The organism is Chroococcidiopsis sp. CCALA 051 (assembly GCF_003015105.1).
Taxonomy (GTDB): Bacteria; Cyanobacteriota; Cyanobacteriia; order Cyanobacteriales; family Chroococcidiopsidaceae; genus Chroococcidiopsis; species Chroococcidiopsis thermalis.
On the sequence record NZ_PYCI01000011.1, the window covers coordinates 45,013 to 62,424 of the forward strand.

Sequence of the window (17,412 nt, forward strand, 5' to 3'; positions counted from 1 at the left end):
CAATGATCTTCATACTTTGGCTGAGAGGCTTGCTATCGAGTCGTCCCGCTCGTCTATTAGGAGCAATAGTTGGCGTTGCTCTAACCGTAGCTATACTAGCCTCAATTGGTGCGTTTACTGTTTCCAGTGCGGCTTCGATGACTCAACGGGCGATCGCCTCCGTACCTGTAGATTGGCAAATCCAACTGGCATCCAGCTCTGATGCCAAAACCGTCATCGGCGCAGTCGGTCAGTCCACATCCTACACGGCATTACAGCAGGTGGGCTATGCAGAAAGCGAAGCCTTCGTCGCCGACACGCATGGCACTGTCCAAACTACAGGAGCGGGTCAAGTTCTAGGCATCGCCCCACAATACCGCCAAGATTTTCCGACTCAGCTACGCCCTTTAATTGGTGCGCTCGATGGGGTACTCGTAGCCCAACAAACGGCAGCTAATTTGCAAGTCACCGTAGGCGATACCGTCAATATTAAACGAGTTGGCTTACCTGCGATCGCAGTTAAAGTTGATGGTGTCGTCGATTTACCCTATGCCGATTCTCTCTTCCAGGCTGTGGGAGTGCCAGCAGGCGTAGCTCCGCAGGCTCCTCCAGATAATGTCATATTGTTATCCCTAGACCGATGGCATCAGTTCTTTGACCCGCAAGCCGCAGTCAGACCCGACTCTATCCGCACTCAACTTCACGTCCGCATCGGCCATAATCTATCCAACGATCCCAGTGCTGCCTACATCTACGTGCAGCAACTAGCAAAAAACTTGGAAGCACGGATTGCCGATCGTGGCATTGTCGGTAACAATTTGGCGGCGCGATTGGATGGAGTGCGTGCTGATGCCCTTTATTCGCAAGTCCTATTTTTGTTCTTAGGGCTGCCAGGAGCGATCTTGGCGGTGCTACTCACTATTGCTGTTGCCGCTACTGGTAAAGATCGTCGCCGTCAAGAGCAGGCACTACTACGCGCTCGTGGGGCAAGCACGTCACAAATTCTCCAGCTTGCAAGTATAGAGGCTCTCACTGTGGGGATTGGTGGCATAATTCTGGGGATCGGACTCACCTATGCAGCCGCTAGCACGATTGCCCCAGTTGGAATGCTAGCTGGGCGAACGACATTTTTCTGGATTGCTGGTGCAGCCTCGCTCGGATTGATGCTGGCGCTGTTGGCAGTGCTTCTTCCCGCTTGGCAACAAGCTCGCAGTTCTACAGTCACGGCGGCACGAGCAGCGATCGGTAGCAGGCGAAAACCTTTATGGCAGCAAGTCTATTTAGACTTCTTCTTTTTAACCGCTGCGGCGATTTTATTTTGGCAAACGGCGAGTACGGATTATCAAGTAGTATTAGCACCTGAAGGAGTACCGCAAACATCGGTTTCATACGAGACATTTATTGCGCCTCTCTGTCTGTGGCTGGGTGCAGGACTATTGACCATGCGTTTCTGGAACGCGATACTCAATCGGGGTCGATATCCGATCGCTCGGTTATTACATCCAGCCTTGGGTTCTCTTTCTGGTGTCGTTGCAGCTGCTTTAAGTCGCCAACGGAGTTTAATGACTCGCGGGATAGTATTGGTAGCACTTGCCTTTTCTTTTGCCATCTCTACAGCAGTTTTCAACACAACTTACAACGCTCAATCGCGAGTGGATGCCGAACTAACCAACGGTTCCGATGTTACAGTCATGCAACCTCCTGGTTCTGGTGGGATTCCAACCTCTATACAAAGTCAACTGTCAGCCGTACCTGGTGTTGTTAGCACTCAACCCATGCTGCATCGGTTTGCCTACGTTGGTACGGACTTACAAGACCTTTACGGTATCGACCCTTTGCATTTGACTGAAGCAACTAAGTTGGTAGATGCATACTTTGCTGGCGGAAATGCCCAAACGACGCTAGCAGCACTGGCAACTCGTCCTGATGGCGTATTAGTTTCTGAGGAAACCGTTAAAGACTATCAGTTGAAAAAGGGCGATCGCCTGAATCTCCGGCTGCAAAATGCTAAAGATAAGCAGTATCGCGTCGTACCATTTCATTTCATTGGCATCGTCAAAGAATTTCCCACAGCACCGAAAGATTCTTTTCTGGTCGCTAACGCCAGTTACGTCGCTCGGCAAACGAGCAATGACGCAGCAGAGATCGTGTTAATGCGTACTAAAGGCAGCGCAGCTAAAATTGCCGAGCGAGCGCGTCAGGTAGTCACTTCCTTGGCTGGAGCCAAAGTGACTGACATTGGTTCGACGCAACATACTATTAGTTCCAGTCTCACGGCTGTGGATTTACGCGGTTTGACCCGCTTAGAACTGATTTTCGCAGTGCTGTTGCTAACTGGGGCAACAGGTCTGGTAATGGCACTTGGTATGGCTGAGCGAAGACGTAACTTTGCAATTTTAGCGGTATTAGGAGCTAAGGATAACCAACTAGGGGGGTTCCTCTACAGTGAAGGGCTACTAATTCTAGTTGGTGGTGGTGTCATCGGCACTGTGCTGGGCTTTGGCGTAGCGCAGATGTTAGTTAAAGTGCTAACCGGAGTCTTCGATCCACCGCCAGAACTGCTCTCAATACCTTGGGTTTATTTGATGTTGTTGGCTGGAGCGGCGATCGCTTCTACCGCAGTTGCTATAATCGGCGCACAAGATGCATCTAGTCGCGTAGGAGTAGAGATTCTGCGTGACATCTAAATCGTTACGAAAAACTTACGGCTCCCGCTTGAAGGGGCAGAGCTTTTGTTCGAGGATACCCTGGACGTGCAATTTAACGCATACAAGAAATTGCCTGCTTGTCAGTCTCGTCGAGCGGAATTTTTCCAGCACGAAGAAATCTTTCCGAGTCCTTGACACTTGCTGTCTAGAGTACGAAGTAACCCAAAAACAGACAAGAAATATGAATTCCATGTCCGAAGATCGAGTTTTGCTGAGATCGCCAGAGCTAAGAGAACAGTTACTTGGGCATCTGATTGTTTTAGCTGATGCAGAATATCAACGTCAAATGCTGTTGGAACGGGAGTTGACATCTGAGATTGACGATGACTGTTGGGATGACTTTGCCGTTCACTTAATTTATTTTGAGTTAGCATTTGACTTTGTTTACGATGACACGAATTTGATAAAAAACCCTGAAGGTGCGATTGGTGTTTTTCTCAAAGACGATCGCGAAGTGCAGTTAGTTATGGCTGTCATCGATGCAATCGAGCGAGTGTTTACGGCAGTGGGAATAGAGGCTGCCGATCGCGAATACATTAGTTGTCCGGAGTGGCAAGGCGTACTAAAAACAGCCGCTGACGCTTTGAAAGTGATGAATGGCGATCGCGCATGAATGCATCCTTTCCAATTCAGAACATTTCCGATACTGCTTATGGAGTAGCGATCTACCGCGCCATAGAATCCGAACGCCCAGACGCTCTTTTTTGCGATCGCTTTGCTCGCACCTTAGCTGGGAAGCGGGGAGAACAAATTATGCAGATTGGTGGCGGTGAATCGGCTGGATGGTTGCTAGTTGTACGTACCTGTATTATCGATCGGTTAATATTACAAAGTATCGAGCGAGAAGGAATTGATACCGTACTAAATTTAGGTGCGGGACTCGATACGCGACCGTATCGACTCTCACTTCCTGCATCACTCCGCTGGATTGAAGTGGACTTACCAGCCATTTTGGAATACAAACAACAACAATTGGCTGGCGAGTCTCCAAACTGTTCTCTTGAATTGGTGAAGTTAGATCTTACCGATCTCGCTGCTAGTCATGCTTTTTTTACTGAAGTGAACGCTACAGCAAAAAAGGTGCTAGTAATTACTGAAGGACTCGTAGTTTATCTAACTTCCGAACAAGTTGCAATACTGGCGATCGCTTTACACCGACAGAATAAATTTCATGAGTGGATTTTAGACGTAATATCGCCGCTGGAATTGAAATTGGCTCGAAAAAAGTATGTTAGAGAACTCACCGCTGCTAATTCCATACAGCAATTTGCCCCTGAAGCAGGAACTAATTTTTTTCTGACGTGCGGTTGGGAAGTCGGGGAATTTTGCTCGTCACTGGAAGCGGCGCACGAGCTTAACCGCGAACCCCCCTTCAACTGGATTCTCCGCCGATTTGCTCCATTGAAGCAAGACGGAATTATTTTACTGAGGCGGATTTGATCGTGATTGGCATCAAAAGTAAGATCTACCGCGATGCCGCTCGTGCTGGCGTAGAGATCGATCGCTGGCTTTTTGCAGTTTCAGCATCGCGATACAGAGCATGAGCCACAGAAAACCTACTCCATAACCTGCAATCACATCAGTGGGCCAATGAACGCCTAAATACAAACGGCTTAATCCAATCGCAGCGATCGCGATCGCTGCCAAACTGTAAAAAATCTTGGCAGATTTGGGATAATGAGTTGCTAACAAGTAGGCAAGAAATCCGTATAAAACTAAAGACCCTAAAGCGTGACCGCTAGGGAAGCTGAAAGATTTTTCGGAAATTAATTGCTGCCAAAGATGGGGACGGGGTTTGCTAAAGGCTAACTTTAATCCTGTATTTAAAATGACGGCTCCCAAACAAGCAAGGGCAAATATTTTCGCTTCCTGTCGATTGCGCCACCAGAGAATAGCCAAACTGACTATGACAACAAACACGACTGTGCGAGGATTGCCAAATTGAGTTATCGTCAGCATGAAGCGATCGAGTATGGGGTTGGCTTGTCCGTGCAACCATAATAAAAAAGAAGTATCGAAGGAAAACGCTTCTCGCTCTAGCACTTCTTCAAACAGCCAACCTAATCCAAAAATTATCAGCAGGCAAACGGCAAGCCCAACAGTACCAATTGTGGCAATTAACGTAGCTAAACGAGGATGTACGTGACGCAACCAGTAAACTGAAATTTTACGAATCATTTGATGTTGTCTAAACAGGAACTTTCTAGCTTAAACACTAATTGTTAAGAACTTGAAAAGGCTTTCTCCATCAGCTAGATGTCATGTTAAAAAACTTAAGGTTCGCTATTATTTGATGCATCTACCGCCAGAGAGCGATCGCTTGCTGGTACGAACTCGTCAATTAGCGTCACGATAACAGCAGCGGCTGGAACAGCTAGAAGTACGCCAACAAATCCAAATAATTTACCCATGACTAGGAATGTCAAAATCACCATTACCGGATGGATGTTGACTTGCCGACCCATGACCAACGGCTGAACGATGTGAGCATCTATCTGATTGAGAATTAAAAATAATCCTAAGACGAGTAGCAATTTTAATGGTGAGATAGTGAAGGCGACTAATGCAGGTAAAAACGTGCCAGCGATCGAGCCAAAGTAAGGAACGATCTCAAATACGCCTGCAATTATCCCAAAAGAGAGGTACAACGGAATTCCCAACACTGCAAGTCCCAAAGTTGCTCCTACACCTAGAAACAGCATGGCAATACCCGTGCCAAAAATCCAACCCCGCAATCTCACCTCAGTAGCCTTAAGGACGCGCTGAATTCGCTGGTGGTGTTTGCGCGGTACTAGCCGCAGAATGCCGCTAATTAACGCATTGGGATTATAAGCCATGTAGACTGCCAGAATTAACGTTGCTACTGTGTCAAACGTTATCCCTAAAACTTGGCTCACTAAAATGGGGAATGTAGCGAGAATTTGATTGGTAAAATTTCTTAACTGGTTTAAGCTCTTGGAAAAGTCTGGAATCAAGCTGAAATTACTATGAAGCTGTTCGAGTCTCCCACTCAGCGCGTTTAAGTAATTTGGTAGTGTCGATAGAAGCGTTTGAGTCTCAAAAATTATGCTGGGGACGATAACAGCAGCAAGCAGTACGCTAAACCCTACCATTAATCCAATTAACAAGAAGACAGCAACCCAACGTATCCTGACTAGCCTATACAACCAGCGCAGCAAGGTTCGCAAGATAACAGCAATTAATGTTGCTAAAGCTACTATTTTCCAAACTGGCAGTAGTTGGTAGAGAATGTAGAGTGCTGCTGCTACTAGTACAGCCAGTGGTGCGCCATGAGTTAACTGCGACCATCCACTTTCTTTTTCTTTGAAGCTTGCCATTACACTGTTTTAGGTGACGAACGCGAAGTTGTCATGCCACCTTTACTAATACTAGTGATGAATTTCATTAGGCATGGTTGTCTTTGTTCCAATCTTACAATTAGCAGATTTTCATTATAATTTTATTTTTATCTGAAAGCTTCGACGCTCAAGGCTAGTGGTTTCTCTACCAATAGGAATAGAAATAATTCATCCTTATTTCACTTTTTAGCAAAAACTCAATCGTAGGAAACTCATAGCAACGGGGTAAACAGATTGTTATGCGACTTTTATTAGTTGAGGACGAGCCAGATTTAGGTGCGGCAATCAAGCAAGTTCTTCACCATCAGGCTTATGTGGTTGACTGGTTTCTCGATGGCACTCAGGCATGGAGTTATGTCAAAACTGAGTGGATGCACTACACCCTCGCGGTAATTGATTGGATGCTACCAGGATTATCGGGGTTAGAATTATGTAAACGATTGCGATCGCAACATAGCTCTTTACCTGTCTTAATACTGACAGCGAAAGACAGAATGGAAGAAAAAATTATCGGGCTTGATGCTGGAGCAGATGATTATCTGGTGAAGCCTTTTGATATGCCGGAACTTCTAGCAAGATTGCGGGCATTACAGAGGCGATCGCCCCAACTTCGACCGCAGCATCTCCAAGCAGGAAACCTAACTTTAAACTACAGTACTCATGCAGTTACTCGTCAATATCCAAATGGAAATAAACAAGTTATCTCGCTAACAACAAAGGAATTTCAACTGCTAGAATATTTCATGCAGCATTCTGACCAGGTGATTACCCGCGATCGGATTGTCAATCAATTATGGGAAATGGGTGCAGAACCTACCAGTAACGCAGTAGCGGCACAAATTCGCCTCCTCAGACGCAAGCTGGGTGACGATAGCAGCGATCCATTAGTTGAAACAATCTACGGTGTGGGTTATCGGCTCAATACTCATTGTCGCTCGGTAGTTGATAGTTGGTAGTTGTCATGTACTTTAAGCGCGATCGCTAATCGGAAGCATGGAACAAAACCGACTGTTTTATCTCTCTCGCTTGCGGCTGGCTTGTTGGTATGCTGGAGTGATGAGCTTCATTTTAGGTTTAAGTAGTTTGGGCGTTTATCAGGTAGTTGCCCATGCTTATCGAGAGAGTATTGACGAAGGCTTAGAATCAGTAGCAGAAACACTCGATCGCAGCCTTGAACCTGTTGTACAAGAATCTGGAAGTTTACAGCATGTAGCTCGCCATCTCTCATTAAAACTCTGTGCGGAGCGAGTAAATTGTTTTACTCAAACCACAGCAACTAAGCCAAAGACGGTTGAACCAGTCAATTACTACATGCGTTTGTTAGATCGTCAAGGAAAACTACTTGCTTTAGGTGGATTGCAACTCGACCAAACACCGAGAACTATACAGATCGAAAATTGGCAAACGCTAATCAATTCTTCTGGGACTCGCTATCGACAAATCGAACAGCCACTATATCTTAAAAAGAATCTTTGGGGATACTTGCAAGTTGGGCGATCGCTGAGTGACTTAGATCGGCATCTAACTGTTTTGAGGTTAATTCTGTTGATAGGATGGCTGGCTACAGTGCTTTTAGTTGTTTGGTCGAGTTGGTGGCTGGCTGGTTTAGCAATGCAACCTGTATATCGATCTTATCAACAAATGCAACAGTTCACCGCCGATGCTGCCCATGAGTTTCGCACGCCTTTAGCGGCAATACAGTCCACTGTTGAAGCGATACTGACACTGCACGGACAACTCGAAGGGTCAGAAATTGGAGATAAGCTAGCAGTACTCAAACGCCAGAGTAAACGGCTTTCCCAATTAGTAGGAGATTTGTTACTACTGGCGCGGATAGATGGACGACTGGTAGGACAATTTTCGTCGTGCTGTCTGAACGATTTGCTGAGCGACATAATTGAGGAACTGGCATTTGTTGCAGTTGAGGCAAATGTGACGCTGGTAATGCAAGCGCAACCACAGGAACTCTTGTATGTTAAGGGCAATGAAGAACAGCTTTATCGCATGATTTCTAATCTGATTGTCAATGCCATCCAAGCTACTCCCAGTGGAGGCAAAGTGTCGCTGTTGCTAACTTGTAACGAACGTGAAGCCTTAATTCAAATCCAAGATACAGGGGTTGGGATTGCTCCAGAGGAACAAATACAGATTTTTAACCGTTTTTATCGAGTCCAACAAGATCGTTCTCGACGTACAGGAGGATCTGGACTGGGATTGCCGATTGCAGCTGCGATCGCTCAGATACACCGAGGTAGTATCTCCGTTCAAAGTCAACTCGGACAAGGCAGTACGTTTACAGTACGACTTCCCTTAGAAAATTAACATAATCTTGGAGCGATGCCACGCACTTTCGCTCGGCTAAACATAGATATACGCCTAAAGAAATAACAGAATTTCATTTTGATTTCACTTTGCTCTGTCATAGTATTTATGTTTATTATTTGAACGTTTGATATCGATCTCTATATAGTGCTAAACATTCAACTTTTTCAGTCGGCGATCGCGAAGCACGAGACAGAGCATCACGTCTCTTATTGTTCAACAGGTTAGGTATTAAGTAAAAAACAAGTCAATTAAAAAAATTAGTAATCTTTCCAAGTTTTTTACTTTTTATATCTACGATAAATTGCGTCAACTAGGTAATATTACGCCTCCGTAATATTTTCGTCACGCTTTTGTCATACCTGTCTGATACAGTCTTGACTGAAAACTCCTGAAACTCTTTGTTGCCCACAAATACAGAGTGAAATCAAAAACCTGCATAATAAGGAGATTCTCACAATGAAACTAACAACAAAGTTAATTTTAACGGCAAGTTTAGTTGCAGCTTTGAGTCTGAGTGTATCAGTGCCGATATCCTATGCAGCCCCATCTCCAACGAGCGATGAGACGATCGAAGTTAGCGATCGTTATGAAGGGGATAGCAATACTACAAGAGCGTTAGGTTCAACAGGCGATCGGATTAAAGAAGTTAGTGGCGATCGAGGAGCTACACTAAATAAAATCAACGATTACGCTACATCAATTTACAACATAATAAAGCTGCAAAAATGGCGAGAGGCTGAGCTATATCTTGCTCTGCTGCAAAACACATTCCAGCAATTGAAAAATGAAATGAAGATATCCAATGCAGAATTAGCTCAACTCTATTCAAACATTACTGCACTCAGAAGTAGTGTTGCTGCTAAAAACCATCAAGCAATGTGTGATGCCAATCAGATGACACTCATTACCGCTAAATTGGCAAAGCATTTCGATCCTCAAATACCTATTGAGGTTGCAATGCTTGACTACTACGGTCGCGAGTTGGAAATTTGGACGGCAACTGAGAATACAACTAAGTTAAGAGCAGTAAGTGGAAAGATTCGACAAACTTGGGAGGCTTTGCGCCCTTCTATCCATTCTCACAGTGGTTCTACTCAACTCGAAAACTTTGAAGATACTCTAATTGCTTTGGTAGAGAAAGCCAGCTCTCCAACTGAATACAGCTTACTTGCTACTCCTATATTGGGAGAAGTAAAAAATTTGCGTAGGTTTTTTCAGGTTTAAACCTCTTTGAAGTCAGCAGGCTAGAAAGTAAAGCTGACAAATTTGCAATCCTAATAGATTAGTAATCTAGGACGGTAGGATTACCGTCCTAGACGTGGAAAAGATATCAAAATTAGACTGATTTAAGAATCTTCGCTTGTTCGTTACCATAAACTACAAAAATTCACAGATAGAAAAAATAATGAACAACATTATCCTAGCTTTAATTCTCGGCTTAACTGCTGGAATCATTAGCGGTATGACTGGAATTGGAGGTGGCATCATTATTCTACCTGCCCTAGTTTTTTTGTTCGGATTCTCCCAAGATCTGGCTCAAGGCACTACTTTAGCCGTGCTAGTTCCTCCAATAGATTTCCTTGCTGCTTGGGTGTACTACAAACATGGATATACAGATATAAAAATAGCAGCTTTGATTTGTTTGGGATTCTTTTTCGGTGGATTTCTAGGAGCTAAAATTGGTACAACTTTGCCTAGTGGTGTTTTGGCAAAGCTTTTTGCAGTAGTACTACTGCTGAGCGCAATTAAGGTATTTTTTAATAACTCAGCAGAGATTTCGCCCTAACGTGCAAGCTACCATAGATGCGGTTACTTACTGCTAGTAAGAAACTTTATCCTAAGTTTCCGATGAGGGTAGGATAAAAAGCCTCTCCTCCTTTAGAGAATACCTTGATAGATTGTTTTAGGATCGGGAATAGATGAATACGAGCTACTTAAGAAATTTCTTATCAAGGCTGCACTTTAGCTACTTAAGTAACTTTTGCTTAACTCGCTATATTGTTGCAGCTTTATCTGTTGTAGTTGCCCTACTAATGACTCTGTTACTACAACCCCTGCTCAGTTCGACAGTCTTTTCCCTATTTTTTGCTGCTGTAACTTTTAGTGCCTGGTACGGTGGACTGGAAGCTGGGATATTAGCAACTATTCTGTCTATTGTAGGTATTAACTATTTTTTAAATTCTCTAGCTCATACCTTTCAGTTGTGGCACGGAGCAAATCTTCTGCATCTAGTTTTATTCACTGTAGTTGCTTTACTAGTGAGTTCGCTCAATGCAGAAGTTCGGTCTGCTAGACAGCGAGCCGAAAGCAATTTAGCTAAACTTAAATTAAGTGAAGAACGCTATCGCCGAATTGTCGATACAGCTTATGAAGGTATTTGGTTATTGAACGTAGATATGCAAACTGAATACGTCAACCAAAGACTAGCTGAAATGTTGGGTTATGGTGTTGAAGAAATGCGCGATCGCTCCTTTTATGATTTTATCGACCCAGCAAATCAAACTGACATTGAAATTATAGCTAAGCGATGGAAACAAGGTTTTAAAGAGCAGTTCGACTACTGTTTTCGCTGTAGAGATGGCTACCAAATGTGGGCAATTGTCTCCTCTACACCAATTTTGACTTCATTGGGCAAGTTCAACGGCGTACTAGTCATGTTAACTGACATTACAAATCGCCAGCAGGTAGAAGCAGAACGAATTCAACTACTGGAGCGAGAGCAGGTAGCACGGGCAGAAGCTGAAGCAGCAAATCGGATCAAAGACGAATTTCTGGCGGTGCTTTCTCACGAATTGCGATCGCCCCTCAGTCCAATTCTCGGATGGATACAAATACTACAACGTCAAAACCTAGATCGAGCTACTACTCATCGTGCCTTGGCGATTGTTGAGTATAATGCTAAATTACAAACTCAACTCATTGAAGATTTATTCGATGTCTCTCGAATTTTACGGGGTAAACTTAGTCTAGAAATTCATCCAGTCGATCTCGTTTCTACGATTGAAGCATCAATAGAAGCCGTGCGTTTATCAGCAGAGATAAAAGCGATCGAGCTAAAATTTTCTTTTGTAGATTCTGAATGTGAAAGTAAAACACGCCAAAATCTAGAATTTTCTACTTGCCATCAATTTAATTATCCAAAAATATCCAGTCGAGAAATTTTGATTGCAGGCGATCCTAAACGCTTACAGCAAATTATGTGGAATTTGCTGTCTAATGCTGTCAAATTTACACCTAAAGGAGGGCAAGTTGAGGTGCAATTGTCAGCAATTGACAGTCAATGGTCAATGGTTGATCGTAGAGAACAACTAACACACAACAGCTACGCTCAAATTCGAGTTGTTGACACAGGCAAAGGTATCCATCCTGATTTTCTCCCCCATGTATTTGAGTCGTTTCAGCAGGCAGATAACACTACCACTAGAAAATTTGGCGGGTTGGGTTTGGGACTAGCAATTGTCCGCCACTTAGTAGAACTACATGGTGGGACTGTTGAAGTAGAAAGCCAAGGAGAAGGGCAGGGGGCAACTTTTACCGTCAAAATTCCTCTTTTGGAAATAGCAGAGAAAGTAGAGGACGCAGAGGAAACTGAAGGAGAAATTAGCAACGATGAGCTACTAGGAGGCGTAAAAGTATTGGTTGTGGACGATAACCCAAATATGCTAGAGCTGATGACTTTCGTCCTCAAAAGGTATGGGGCAATCGTCACAACAGTAACTTCTGCAAAACAAGCACTACGAGCATTAGTAGATTCAGAGCCAGATATAATGCTGAGCGATATTGGAATGCCAGACGTAGATGGTTGTATGTTAATGCGTCAGATTAGAACTAGCAAGGTAGAGCGAATCAGACAAATTCCCGCGATCGCCTTGACTGCTTACGCTAGCGATCGCGATCGCCAACAAGCACGAGTGGCAGGTTTTCAAATACATTTAGCAAAACCAGTAGAACTTGCCAGCTTAATTACGGCGATCGCCAATCTCGTCGAGCGCAAAATCTAGAAACTAATTTTATCTTCAGCTGCTCCACATCGTTCTTACCTGCTGACGCAGTTAAAATCCTCCGCAAGATACTTAAACCCTATTTTGAGATTGGAGAAGATCGTGCTAACTCCTTATAGCTAGGAGTTTATCAATTTCTATGCAGTTACTTCGGTTTCTTTATTTTGTCTTACTAGTAGCAATCCTGACTGCTTGTAACAGCCAGTCCTCTAGCAGTACTGCTAAAAAAGAACTTCAAACAATCGGCTCGTGGACGGCGACAGCACACTTACTCGCCGATGAGTGGTTGCAAGGTGCAGTGCCAAACGTTTACGCTCGGCAGACACTTCAGAAAGTAGAGAACAACCTTCAGCAAGAAGTAGAGACCTTGACCAAAACAGATCTACGCAAATACCCTCATCTACCAACCCAGCTACAGCAGCTTCAGCAAAGCGTGCATCTACTGTCGGCAGCTATCGCTCAAGGAAACCGAGCTACAGTTACTCAACAAATACAACAACTCGCCACACGCGAACAAGAACTTCACCGCCTCGCAAACAGCTTGGAGGCACAACCATGAGCAAGCTGTTAGAAATTGCTTTAGGTATTGTCACCAGTATCGGCGGCTTTTTAGATGTGGGTGCGATCGCCACGTCAGCCGAAGCAGGGTCGAGTTTCGGCTTTCAGCTAATCTGGGCAATAGTACTCGGAACGATCTGTGTCATCTTCTTGGTAGAAATGTCCGGTCGGTTAGCAGCTGCTAGTAAACATACGCTATCAGATGCCGTGCGAGAACGGTTTGGGTTCAACTTCTACGTCCTGCCGCTGCTAGCAGAAATTATTGTAGACTTTTTGGTATTGGGAGCCGAGATTGGCGGAGTTTGCATTGCCCTGCAACTTGTCACGGGTATAGGTTTTCGTTGGTGGGCGCTCCCCGTTGCTTTTGCAATCTGGCTGATGCTTTGGAAAGGCAACTTTGGCTTAATTGAGAATGGTGTTTCCCTGTTAGGACTCATCACCCTCGTATTTGTCGTCGGCAGTTTCAAATTGCATCCCCCCTTACCTGCATTGGCATCGGGACTGTTGCCAACTCTCCCTCGTCAAGATCTCATTCACTACTGCTTCATTGCCGTGAGTATCTTGGGAGCATTAATCAGTCCTTACCTGTTTTACTTCTACTCCTCTGGGGCAGTCGAGGATAAATGGGATGAGGGACACTTGGGGATTAATCGGGCGGTTGCCACTCTAGGTATGGGTTTTGGCAGTATTGTATCGCTGGGAGTTCTCATCGTAGCAGCAATGGTGTTGCATCCTAGAGGTATTCAAGTCGATAGCTACGAACAAGCAGCCCTGATGTTAACACAACCTTTTGGCTACTGGGGTTTCATCTTATTTGCAGCGTCTCTCGGTATTGCCTGCTTTGGTGCTGCACTGGAAGTTACTCTCGACACCGCTTATATCGTGGCTCAGGCTTTGGGGTGGAATTGGGGCGAAAGTCTACGTCCAAAAGATGCGGCTCGATTCAGTTTCGTCTATACAGTGTTTGTCTTTCTTGCCTCGCTGCTGATGGTAGCAGGTATCGATCCGCTGCAACTAACTCTGTTTTCGATGGCATTAACAGCAGTCATCCTACCAATCGCGATTTTGCCGTTTTTAGTATTGATGAATGACGATCGCTACGTCGGACGACACCGCAATGGTTGGATTAGCAATACTGTTGTGATTTTCACGATTGGACTGGCGTTTGTCTTGGCGATCGTGGCGATTCCTCTAGAAATCTTAGGAGGCTGAAATCGATTTGAGATTTGAGATTTTGGATTCTGACAATCGCAAGTGAGAAAAAATGGACTTAATTCGAGACGTATTAGATAATCAACTGGTCGATCGCAGTGGGCGTAAAATGGGCAAAGTAGACGGTATCGTTGTCGAGCTAAGGGAAGGAGAGTCGCCACGATTAGCTTACATCGAGACTGGTTTGCCAACACTCGCCCGCAGACTGCATCCGCGAATCGCACGTTGGGTAATTGCCTTAGAGCGTAGGTGGGGCGCTAAGCGAGGAGAATCTTATCGAATTCCTTGGTCAAAAGTGCGCGATGTTGGCATTGATGTGGACGTAGATTTAAACGCAGAAGCAACACCAGCTTTGGCTTACGAGCAGTGGTTGCGGGATGCGATCGCCCACATCCCAGGAGAGCGATAATGGATCGCGAAATTCATTTGGAATTATTAATTGGCAAGCAGGTAGTAGACATTGATGGCAAACCTGTAGGACGGATAGAGGAAATCCGCGCCCAATCTCAAGGAGATGAGTGGGTAATTCAGGAATACCTACTTGGTTTCGGGGCAATTTTGGAACGACTTTCTGCTTGGACGATTGGGCTAGCAATTCTGCATCGGCTGGGCGCACGCAAGATTCGCGGCGGCTTCAAAGTACCTTGGGACAAGTTGGATTTGGCAGATCCAGATCGTCCTCGCTTGACCTGTACGCTCGATCGCTTGCAAACACTATCGGAGCGATCTTCATAAAAGCGGTCGCTTCCAGAACAAATAGATTTTGTCAGAAAAATATGCCACGAGAGTCATTACGGAATTCTTTAACTGAAATTTTGTTACCGATCGCATTGATCTTCGGTCTGATTTTACTGCTAAGCATCAACGTTGGAGCGGCTAAAGCAGAAATGGCAAGTAGTCCGCTAGAGTCATGGTTGAAGCTGATTGTGGGATATTTAGCTGCTGGAGCCGAAATTGCGGCTGCGATGGTAATTGGAGGGGCAATTATTCGGGGAATTCTGCTTTATTTACGTCAATTATTTTCGCGATCGAAACAGCATCTCAATTCAACTGAGACAATCCGCCTCCAATTAGGGCGAGTACTCGCTCTAGGACTAGAATTCACTGTTGCTAGCGACATTTTACGCACGGCAGTAGCTCCAAGCCGTCAGGATATTTTAAATCTGGGAGCAATTGTCCTTTTGCGAACGCTGCTGAACTATTTCTTGGAACGCGAGATCCAACAAGGAGAGCATACCCGATCGTCCCAACCAGAAACTAGAGAAAACTCGTATCGTGCGGTAGCCAGCGATCCTACTAGTGGTAGGACAAAAGATTAAGAAGAACCAGAACAGAAAGTTATGAATCAAAAGCGTTCTAGCTTAAAACCAATTCAGGGCGCAAATCGTTCGCTCCGACGCAGGCTGGATCTAAAGGGTGAGTTAGCGTTAGCAACAGCCCCAACTATAACAATACTAGCTGTACTAGCTTTAGTAGAAGTACTCAGTCGGCAACGCTTGCTGTTTGCTTCTCTCGCATCCAGTGCGTTCCTGATTTATCTCGATCCGCAGCATGGCACAAACACAGTGCGAACGCTGTTACTCTCGCAGATTATGGCTGCAACTATCGGTTTAATTACTTATCTGTTAATTGGTCCTGGGTATGTTTCTGGTGGAATCGCAATGGTTGTAACTATCATCATGATGATTCTGCTAGATGTAGTACATCCTCCTGCTGTTTCCACATCTCTCGGCTTTTCCTTGCGTTCTGGTAATGAAAGTAATCTCATTTTGTTTGCATTGGCGGTGGGGATTACTGCAACGTTAATTGGATTAGAACGCTTTGCTCTATGGATACTGGCACGCTATGAGAATCGCTAATTAGTGGTGCAAACCAAAACTATTTGAAATAAGATGGGAGCTGAAAAATATGAAACAAAAGTGAAAATTATTGACTCCTAACGATACAAATCTCTGACTAACAAATTTACTTCAATTATTATTGAAAAATGTGTATAATGATTAAAAGTTGAAGAAGAGTAGCAGCTAACTAAATTTAGTTAGTACGCTTGAATCAACACACTGGCATTCAGCCTGGTTCAAGTGGCAAGACATAACTTATAGCCCACATAGCGAGTTGCTTATAGAATGTGGCTGTCAGTATCTTGCAAGCGAGACCTTCACTGAGTTCGTTTCATGGCGAGCTTGGTGATGTGTCTCATCGCTTCTCAAGCTCGCTCAAATAACAAGAAAAATTTGAGGAGTTTGAGGAATTGTTACAAGCTTTTACTGCGGGTTTGCTACTAATTACAGTATCAGAATTAGGCGATAAGACCTTTTTCATTGCTGTCATTCTTGCCATTAAATATTCTCGGAAACTAGTATTTAGTGGAGTTATGGCTGCTTTGGTAGCAATGACTGTTATTTCTGTTTTGGTGGGGCAAGTCGTATCGCTATTACCCCGCAGTTATATTCATTACGCTGCAATTATTTTGTTTATTGGCTTTGGACTAAAGTTATTGTATGAAGCAAGCCAAATGCCAAATAAATCCGATCGCAATGAGGCGCAAGCAACAGCAGCTTTACTCGATCGCTCTCAAAACCGCACTTCTATCGGAGTTTTGATAGAAGCGTTTGTTTTGACTTTCTGAGCAGAGTGGGGCGATGCCTGCGGCAAGGGCAAAAGCCCTACGCACGCAAATTGCTACTATTACTTTGGCAGCGTCGAATAACTCATTAGGAGTAACAGCAGGAGCAATTTTAGGACATGGAATTTGCACGGCGATCGCTGTAGTAGGTGGGCGACTGATTGCAGGCAGAATTTCAGAACGCACCGTTACGGCAATCGGAGGATGTCTTTTCCTGATTTTTGCAGCAGTATCCTTATTTGAAAATATTTGAACTTTCATCCTAAATTTTTTCTCAGCCAAAGTGCAACTGGACTAGTTAATATGCGAGCTACTCGTTCAGCCTTCATAGGAGATGCTCCCCAGCAAATCAGCAGCTTTACGTAAGCCTGTTCTTCATCTGAAGGGCTTTTCTGGCTTAGCAGGCTTAAGTACTCCTCATCGGACATATTTAAATTGACAATTTTGCTCATATGAATTAGCTTCTTTGCTTTTTAATAATAGGCTTAATGGTAGCTGAGCTATATTTACCCGCTACCCAATTATGAGAACAATATGAAAATTATAGCTCTCAATCTCAGAGTTTGCCTCTAACCCCAGGAGATGACTGAGCAAAACTTTTTGCTATCCCCAGCCTGTGTAAGTCTTTTTACTTAAAAGGTGCA

17 protein-coding genes and 1 pseudogene are annotated in these 17,412 nt (G+C 44.4%); 15 read left to right on the forward strand and 3 right to left on the reverse strand.

Annotated elements, in window-relative coordinates:
* Positions 1-2: 2 nt before the first annotated feature.
* The 3 genes from C7Y66_RS04325 (at position 3) to C7Y66_RS04335 (ending at position 4,127) form a co-directional block, all read left to right on the forward strand.
* Positions 3-2,666: an ABC transporter permease gene (locus C7Y66_RS04325; RefSeq protein ID WP_106544610.1), complete on the forward strand. Its 2,664-nt coding sequence runs from the start codon at positions 3-5 to the stop codon at positions 2,664-2,666.
* 202 nt (positions 2,667-2,868) lie between these two features.
* Positions 2,869-3,300, forward strand: coding sequence for a hypothetical protein (locus C7Y66_RS04330; RefSeq protein WP_233222519.1), 432 nt, complete (start codon positions 2,869-2,871; stop codon positions 3,298-3,300).
* Positions 3,297-4,127, forward strand: coding sequence for an SAM-dependent methyltransferase (locus tag C7Y66_RS04335; RefSeq protein ID WP_106544612.1), 831 nt, complete (start codon positions 3,297-3,299; stop codon positions 4,125-4,127). Before C7Y66_RS04330 ends, C7Y66_RS04335 begins: the two co-directional genes overlap by 4 nt.
* Before the next feature lie 12 nt (positions 4,128-4,139).
* Here the strand turns inward: C7Y66_RS04335 and C7Y66_RS04340 are convergent, their stop codons facing one another.
* Entirely contained in the window at positions 4,140-4,865 is a 726-nt protein-coding gene (locus tag C7Y66_RS04340) for a phosphatase PAP2 family protein (RefSeq protein ID WP_106544613.1), read from the reverse strand.
* Positions 4,866-4,960: 95 nt separating this feature from the next.
* The gene (locus C7Y66_RS04345; RefSeq protein WP_106544614.1) at positions 4,961-6,025 is read right to left on the reverse strand and encodes an AI-2E family transporter; all 1,065 of its coding nucleotides are present in this window, start codon (positions 6,023-6,025) and stop codon (positions 4,961-4,963) included.
* A 260-nt stretch (positions 6,026-6,285) separates the two neighbouring features.
* Here C7Y66_RS04345 and rppA point away from each other — a divergent pair, with 260 nt between their 5' ends.
* The 12 genes and pseudogenes from rppA to C7Y66_RS33295 all read left to right on the forward strand — a co-directional run bounded on the left by rppA (position 6,286) and on the right by C7Y66_RS33295 (position 17,021).
* Positions 6,286-7,002, forward strand: a complete 717-nt coding sequence (rppA, locus tag C7Y66_RS04350) for a two-component system response regulator RppA (protein WP_106544615.1) — start codon at positions 6,286-6,288, stop codon at positions 7,000-7,002.
* A 37-nt stretch (positions 7,003-7,039) separates the two neighbouring features.
* Positions 7,040-8,368, forward strand: coding sequence for a two-component system sensor histidine kinase RppB (gene rppB, locus C7Y66_RS04355; protein WP_146149732.1), 1,329 nt, complete (start codon positions 7,040-7,042; stop codon positions 8,366-8,368).
* Positions 8,369-8,827: 459 nt separating this feature from the next.
* A complete protein-coding gene (locus tag C7Y66_RS04360) occupies positions 8,828-9,595 on the forward strand; it encodes a hypothetical protein (RefSeq protein WP_106544616.1) in 768 nt (255 codons plus the stop codon).
* Positions 9,596-9,776: 181 nt separating this feature from the next.
* Positions 9,777-10,157: a TSUP family transporter gene (locus C7Y66_RS04365; protein WP_106544617.1), complete on the forward strand. Its 381-nt coding sequence runs from the start codon at positions 9,777-9,779 to the stop codon at positions 10,155-10,157.
* A 133-nt stretch (positions 10,158-10,290) separates the two neighbouring features.
* Positions 10,291-12,372, forward strand: a complete 2,082-nt coding sequence (locus C7Y66_RS04370) for an ATP-binding protein (protein ID WP_106544618.1) — start codon at positions 10,291-10,293, stop codon at positions 12,370-12,372.
* Positions 12,373-12,511: 139 nt separating this feature from the next.
* Positions 12,512-12,931, forward strand: a complete 420-nt coding sequence (locus C7Y66_RS04375; RefSeq protein ID WP_106544619.1) for a hypothetical protein — start codon at positions 12,512-12,514, stop codon at positions 12,929-12,931.
* Positions 12,928-14,142, forward strand: coding sequence for an NRAMP family divalent metal transporter (locus C7Y66_RS04380; protein WP_106544620.1), 1,215 nt, complete (start codon positions 12,928-12,930; stop codon positions 14,140-14,142). The genes C7Y66_RS04375 and C7Y66_RS04380 overlap by 4 nt, the downstream gene beginning before the upstream one ends.
* Positions 14,143-14,194: 52 nt before the next feature.
* A complete protein-coding gene (locus tag C7Y66_RS04385; RefSeq protein WP_106544621.1) occupies positions 14,195-14,551 on the forward strand; it encodes a PRC-barrel domain-containing protein in 357 nt (118 codons plus the stop codon).
* Positions 14,551-14,877: a hypothetical protein gene (locus tag C7Y66_RS04390; RefSeq protein ID WP_106544622.1), complete on the forward strand. Its 327-nt coding sequence runs from the start codon at positions 14,551-14,553 to the stop codon at positions 14,875-14,877. Before C7Y66_RS04385 ends, C7Y66_RS04390 begins: the two co-directional genes overlap by 1 nt.
* A gap of 41 nt (positions 14,878-14,918) precedes the next feature.
* On the forward strand, positions 14,919-15,461 hold the full coding sequence (locus C7Y66_RS04395; protein WP_199197242.1) for a DUF1622 domain-containing protein: 543 nt from the start codon (positions 14,919-14,921) through the stop codon (positions 15,459-15,461).
* A gap of 21 nt (positions 15,462-15,482) precedes the next feature.
* On the forward strand, positions 15,483-16,001 hold the full coding sequence (locus tag C7Y66_RS04400) for an HPP family protein (RefSeq protein WP_106544623.1): 519 nt from the start codon (positions 15,483-15,485) through the stop codon (positions 15,999-16,001).
* A gap of 392 nt (positions 16,002-16,393) precedes the next feature.
* A pseudogene (locus C7Y66_RS33295) lies at positions 16,394-17,021 on the forward strand (TMEM165/GDT1 family protein).
* 4 nt (positions 17,022-17,025) lie between these two features.
* Here the strand turns inward: C7Y66_RS33295 and C7Y66_RS04410 are convergent.
* Positions 17,026-17,220 carry a hypothetical protein gene (locus C7Y66_RS04410; protein WP_106544624.1) on the reverse strand — a complete coding sequence of 65 codons (195 nt, stop codon included), beginning with the start codon at positions 17,218-17,220 and terminating at the stop codon, positions 17,026-17,028.
* Positions 17,221-17,412 lie beyond the last annotated feature (192 nt).

Bases quoted from the DNA above. Each gene is read 5' to 3' on its own strand.
- C7Y66_RS04325 (WP_106544610.1), top strand. From the start codon at position 3: ATGATCTTCATACTTTGGCTGAGAGGCTTGCTATCGAGTCGTCCCGCT.
- C7Y66_RS04330 (WP_233222519.1), top strand. From the start codon at position 2,869: ATGAATTCCATGTCCGAAGATCGAGTTTTGCTGAGATCGCCAGAGCTA.
- C7Y66_RS04335 (WP_106544612.1), top strand. From the start codon at position 3,297: ATGAATGCATCCTTTCCAATTCAGAACATTTCCGATACTGCTTATGGA.
- C7Y66_RS04340 (WP_106544613.1), bottom strand. From the start codon at position 4,865: ATGATTCGTAAAATTTCAGTTTACTGGTTGCGTCACGTACATCCTCGT.
- C7Y66_RS04345 (WP_106544614.1), bottom strand. From the start codon at position 6,025: ATGGCAAGCTTCAAAGAAAAAGAAAGTGGATGGTCGCAGTTAACTCAT.
- rppA (WP_106544615.1), top strand. From the start codon at position 6,286: ATGCGACTTTTATTAGTTGAGGACGAGCCAGATTTAGGTGCGGCAATC.
- rppB (WP_146149732.1), top strand. From the start codon at position 7,040: ATGGAACAAAACCGACTGTTTTATCTCTCTCGCTTGCGGCTGGCTTGT.
- C7Y66_RS04360 (WP_106544616.1), top strand. From the start codon at position 8,828: ATGAAACTAACAACAAAGTTAATTTTAACGGCAAGTTTAGTTGCAGCT.
- C7Y66_RS04365 (WP_106544617.1), top strand. From the start codon at position 9,777: ATGAACAACATTATCCTAGCTTTAATTCTCGGCTTAACTGCTGGAATC.
- C7Y66_RS04370 (WP_106544618.1), top strand. From the start codon at position 10,291: ATGAATACGAGCTACTTAAGAAATTTCTTATCAAGGCTGCACTTTAGC.
- C7Y66_RS04375 (WP_106544619.1), top strand. From the start codon at position 12,512: ATGCAGTTACTTCGGTTTCTTTATTTTGTCTTACTAGTAGCAATCCTG.
- C7Y66_RS04380 (WP_106544620.1), top strand. From the start codon at position 12,928: ATGAGCAAGCTGTTAGAAATTGCTTTAGGTATTGTCACCAGTATCGGC.
- C7Y66_RS04385 (WP_106544621.1), top strand. From the start codon at position 14,195: ATGGACTTAATTCGAGACGTATTAGATAATCAACTGGTCGATCGCAGT.
- C7Y66_RS04390 (WP_106544622.1), top strand. From the start codon at position 14,551: ATGGATCGCGAAATTCATTTGGAATTATTAATTGGCAAGCAGGTAGTA.
- C7Y66_RS04395 (WP_199197242.1), top strand. From the start codon at position 14,919: ATGCCACGAGAGTCATTACGGAATTCTTTAACTGAAATTTTGTTACCG.
- C7Y66_RS04400 (WP_106544623.1), top strand. From the start codon at position 15,483: ATGAATCAAAAGCGTTCTAGCTTAAAACCAATTCAGGGCGCAAATCGT.
- C7Y66_RS04410 (WP_106544624.1), bottom strand. From the start codon at position 17,220: ATGAGCAAAATTGTCAATTTAAATATGTCCGATGAGGAGTACTTAAGC.